Raw genomic sequence first — 4,659 nt, 5'->3', positions numbered from 1 at the left:
GAGCCAGGAATTGAGGAAGATGGCGTTGCAGGTGGCGTTCGGATTGACGCTTTGCGCACCGAGCAGCAGCGCGTTGGCCGGGCCGACGATATCCGGAATCGGAAAGCCGCCGATGAAACCAATCTTGCCCGATTTCGACATGTAGCCGCCGGCCGCGCCGGCGACGAAAGTGCCCTCGTAATATTTGGCTTCAAAGGTACCCAGATTGGCAAGGTGGACGATGCCGGAGCAATGTTCGAAAGCCACCTTGGGGAACCGCGGCGCCACTTTCTGCATGGGCGTTCCGTGCGAAAAGCTGGTGCCGAAGATCAGTTTGTTGCCGGCGCTGGCCAGCTCGCGGAAAATGCGCTCCGCATCCTGCGGCATGAAGATGTTGTCGATGACGGTGAGTTCGGCCTTGTCGCCGAACGCGGCTTTGATCGCCTCGACGCCAAGGCTGTGCTGCTTGGTCCAGCCGATTTCGGCGATCGGCGAGACGTAGACGACGCCGATCTTGAGCACCTCTTGAGCCTTGGCGACCGTGCTCAGCCCTCCGGCACCGAGCGCAGCACCCAGCGCACCGCTGTATTTCAGGAATCCGCGTCTTGTCAGGTCGTTCATGTCGGTAACCCTCTGTTGGTTTTTTTGGTTGATGCCCGGCTTGTCGATGCCCGGTCTTTGTTAGGGAGATGGACGTGCGCGTGCACCGCGCCGTCGCCATTCCCGGATGGTTTTGCCTGCCTCAATCCAGCCGATATCGTCGCTCCGTCGGCCTTGCCGTCGAGATAGGGTGCGAGCGCTTCGGCAGGCGTCATCTCCGGAAACACGTCGCGATCCATGATATAGCCGCGCACCACGGTGCGGTGATGCGTGTCGATCAGGTCCATGGCCTGTTTCAGGCGGCCCTTTTCCAGGAGGTCGACGACCCTCGAATGATCGTCGAGCAGATTGCAATAGTCGAAATCGGCTGAAATGAGCGAGCGCAGCAGCGTCGTGCGGCGCACCAGCTGGGCATGGATTTCCTGCATCACCTTGTTGCGGCTAAGGCGCACGAACACCGTGTGGAATTCCTGGCCGAGCACGTCGGCCAGCGCATCGTTGCCGGCGGCGACTGCCTGGCGCTGGCGTTCGACATGCTGGCGCAGCTCGGCCCATCCGGCGGGGCCAAGGCGATCGCTGAGCTGGGCCGCCACCCCCTGTTCGACAAGGGTCAGCGCGTCGTAAATCTCCATTGCCTCCTGCATGCTTGGCCTGGCGACGAAGGCGCCGCGGTTGCGCTCGATCTGCGCCAGCCCGTCATCGGCGAGCCGTATCAGGGCCTGACGCACCACGATGCGGCTGACATCGAATATCTCGGCAAGCTCGCGCTCGCCGAGCTTGCAGCCGGGCACCAGCCGATGGTCGATGATGGCGCGGGTCAGCGTGTCCGCGATCGTCTGGGAGCGGCTGCTCAAGGCACGGTTCTCCGCCTTTGCGACGACATGATCAGCAGGCTTTCCATGATGAAGACATGACGCTTCGGGATGTGCCATATCCCAGGTTCAGGTTTTCCATATCGGAATTCAATCATCATAGTCTGTCAACACAAAAAATGATTTTGGCTGACAAAAAATCATTGATTGGTATCCAATCTTGTGATTTCGTCATTGCGAAACGTCAGGCTAGGTTCGTGGTGAAGGGCTAGCCGAGTTGGGAGGGATGCCGATGGCAACCCGTTGCGTCGACCGCGAGCTTCTGAACGACTGGCATATCGTCGCTGACCAGGAATCGCTCAGCCAGGATGTGCCCTTTTCGACCCGTCTGCTTGGGGTCGATCTCGTCGTTCGAAAACATTCAAACAAGATCGAAGTCGTTCGCAACGATACCGGCGACGTGTTGAAGAGCGCCGAGCGCTATGGCTTCGTCTGGACCTGTCTGGACAAACCCTGGCGCGACATCATCTACATCCCCGAGGCCAACGAGGCGGATCGACATCTGGTCAGCGGCGGCTCGATCGCGGTCAAGGTGTCGGGCCTTCGCGCCGTCGAGAATTTTCTCGACATGGGGCATTTCCCCTTCATCCACACAGGCTGGCTCGGCGAGGAGCCGCATACCGAGGTCGTGCCTTACAAGGTGGAAATCACGCCCCAGGACGAGGTGCTGGCGACCGAATGCAAATTCTACCAGCCCATCGCGTCGCCGACCGCGAAGGAAGGGTTCGTCGTCGAGTACATCTACAAGGTGATCCGGCCCTATACGGTGGCGCTCTACAAGAGCAATCCGATCCAGAAGGGGAGGCTGGATGTCATCACGCTGTTCGTGCAGCCGGTCGACGAGGAGAACTGCGTCGCGCATCCCTATCTCTGCTACCTCAAGGAGGGCATGGATGCGGCGACGGTGCGCAGTTTCATGCAATTGATCTTCGCGCAGGACAAGCCGATCCTGGAAAACCAGGTCCCCAAGCGCCTGCCGCTCGATCCGCGCGCCGAGACGCCGATCCGCGCCGATGCCGTCTCGGTTTCCTATCGGCGCTGGCTGCGTGACAGGGCGGTCACCTATGGTGCGATACCGGCACAGATCTGATGACGTCCGAGGGTATTTGAAGGGATAACATGATGACGAAATGCGCTGATCCCGTGATCCTCAATCTCTGGCATCCCGTGGGCGCCATCGCGGAAGCTGCTCCCGGCGCCGTCCAGGAGACCGTTCTGCTCGAGGAGCGCCTCAGCTTTGCGGTGGACGCGGATGGCGAGCCCGTCGTCTGGCGCTCGCGTCCCGATGTGCAAAGGGCTGACCATATTCCACCCGCCGACAGGCTGCCTGCAATAAGCGCCTATGGCTATGTCTGGACTTCGCTCGGGTCGCCGCCGGCCGAGCTGTTCCCGATCCCCGAATATCAAGAGCCGGACCGCCGCAAGCTCAATGCGGCAACGTTCGGCGTCAACGTCTCGGCGCCACGCGCCATCGAGAACTTTCTCGACATGGGCCACTTCCCCTATGTGCATACCGACATACTCGGCGTCGAGCCGCATACCGAAGTCAAGGAATACGACGTCGAGATCTCCGTCGATCGCGACGAGATCCTGGCCACGCGCTGCCGCTTCTTCCAGCCGATGGCGTCGACGGCGTCCGATGGCGGCGCCGACGTCGACTACGTCTATCGCGTGCCGCATCCCTATTGCTCGGTGCTCTATAAATCGAGCCCGGTCGACGAGACCCGGCGCGATGTCATCGCCGTCTTCCTGCAGCCGGTCGACCAGGAGCATGTGCGCGCCCACATGCTGCTTTGCGTGCTCGACGAAGACAATGAAGACAAGGTGATCAAGCGTTTCCAGCAGACGATCTTCGGCCAGGACAAGCCGATCCTGGAAAACCAGGTGCCGAAGCGCCTGCCGCTCGATCCGCGCGCCGAGACGCCGATCCGCGCTGACAAGTCGGCCATCGCCTACCGGCGCTGGCTCAGCCAGAAGGGCGTGACCTACGGGGTCATCCCGGCTGCAGCCTGACAGACATTTTGGAGACGATTGATGTTGGAAGAAGCCAGAAGCCGGTGGCATCCGATCGCCGCTGCCCATGATTTGCCGTTTCGCCACGTTTTCCACGGCCAGTTGCTGGGCCGGGAATTCGCCGTGTGGCGGGCCGATGACGGTTACGTCAACATCTGGGAGAACCGCTGCCTGCATCGCGGCGTCAGGCTGTCGATCGGCATCAATGACGGGCGCGAACTGAAATGCCAGTATCACGGCTGGCGTTATTCGAACCGCACCGCTGGCTGCACCTATATCCCGGCTCATCCGGCCGATGCACCCGCCCGCACCATCACCAACCGCACTTTTCCGGCGGTCGAACGTTATGGCTTGGTCTGGTCCTCGGAAGAGCCGCGCGGGGAGGTGCCTGAGATTGCCGGCCTCGCCGAAGACAAGCTCCTCGCCTTGCGCGGCATCGCGGTCAACGCGCCGGCCGACAAAGTCGTCGAGAGGCTGAGAGCCTATCGCTTTCAACCCAACGGAGCGATCGACGGCGAGGGCGCCGACATTCTCGTCGAAGCCGCCCAGGATTTCGCTGTGGCGCTTCGCTCGCGAGCCAGCGGCGCCGAGACGCAGGGCGTTTTCTTCGTGCAGCCGGTCGATTCCAACCGTTCGGTGATCCGCGGCGTGCTCGATCAGGAGGCCGAGGGCGCCGCGCGCATTGCCATTCTGCGTCACCACAATGAGCGGCTTTCCAAGCTGCGCGACGAGGTCGAGCGCGACGTGGCGAACGCGCCGGCGCCGGCGCCGCTCGAGCCGGTCTACGAACGGGTCTCGGCCGAACTCGCCGAAATGCCTGAGGTGACCACGCATGGCCGCAAGGCTGCGCTGCGTGTCAGCGTGGCCAGAAAATGGCAGACCGCCGACGGGATCGCAGGCTTCGAGCTTCGTCCGATCAAGGGCATCCTGCCGACGTTCCAGCCTGGAGCTCATATCGACGTCCACATGCCCAATGGCGAGATCAGGCAGTATTCGATCACCAACGGTCCTGGTGAAACCGACAGCTTCACCATCGGCGTCAAGCTGGAACGGGACTCCAAGGGTGGCTCGAAATGCATGCATGAGACGGTGCGAGAGGGCGACGTGCTGGCGATTTCCGAGCCACGCAACAACTTCCCGCTGCGCCGCGATGCGATCAAGACGCTGTTCGTCGTCGGCGGCATCGGCATCACGC

General features: G+C 61.8%; 5 protein-coding genes. 3 read left to right on the top strand and 2 right to left on the bottom strand.

What is annotated here, in order from left to right; all coding sequences use genetic code 11:
• Both EN969_RS17850 and EN969_RS17845 read right to left on the bottom strand, forming a co-directional pair.
• A partial coding sequence (locus EN969_RS17850) for a BMP family ABC transporter substrate-binding protein (RefSeq protein ID WP_164758319.1) occupies positions 1-600 on the bottom strand: 600 nt, incomplete at its 3' end.
• Positions 597-1,433, bottom strand: coding sequence for a GntR family transcriptional regulator (locus EN969_RS17845; protein WP_024505100.1), 837 nt, complete (start codon positions 1,431-1,433; stop codon positions 597-599). The genes EN969_RS17845 and EN969_RS17850, both read right to left, overlap by 4 nt.
• A gap of 250 nt (positions 1,434-1,683) precedes the next feature.
• Here EN969_RS17845 and EN969_RS17840 point away from each other — a divergent pair, with 250 nt between their 5' ends.
• From EN969_RS17840 to EN969_RS17830, 3 genes are all read left to right on the top strand, one after another.
• A complete protein-coding gene (locus EN969_RS17840; protein ID WP_032809603.1) occupies positions 1,684-2,541 on the top strand; it encodes an aromatic ring-hydroxylating dioxygenase subunit alpha in 858 nt (285 codons plus the stop codon).
• A gap of 29 nt (positions 2,542-2,570) precedes the next feature.
• The gene (locus tag EN969_RS17835) at positions 2,571-3,464 is read left to right on the top strand and encodes an aromatic ring-hydroxylating dioxygenase subunit alpha (protein ID WP_013529897.1); all 894 of its coding nucleotides are present in this window, start codon (positions 2,571-2,573) and stop codon (positions 3,462-3,464) included.
• Positions 3,465-3,485: 21 nt separating this feature from the next.
• The coding region (locus EN969_RS17830; protein ID WP_127419282.1) for a Rieske 2Fe-2S domain-containing protein at positions 3,486-4,659 on the top strand (1,174 nt) is incomplete at its 3' end.

Source organism: Mesorhizobium sp. M7A.F.Ca.CA.003.01.2.1 (assembly GCF_003998945.1).
GTDB classification, from domain to species: domain Bacteria; phylum Pseudomonadota; class Alphaproteobacteria; order Rhizobiales; family Rhizobiaceae; genus Mesorhizobium; species Mesorhizobium ciceri.
This window is presented reverse-complemented; position numbering and strand designations above follow the sequence as displayed.

Coding starts and splice junctions, on each gene's coding strand:
- EN969_RS17835 (WP_013529897.1), top strand. CDS start 2,571: ATGATGACGAAATGCGCTGATCCCGTGATCCTCAATCTCTGGCATCCC.
- EN969_RS17840 (WP_032809603.1), top strand. CDS start 1,684: ATGGCAACCCGTTGCGTCGACCGCGAGCTTCTGAACGACTGGCATATC.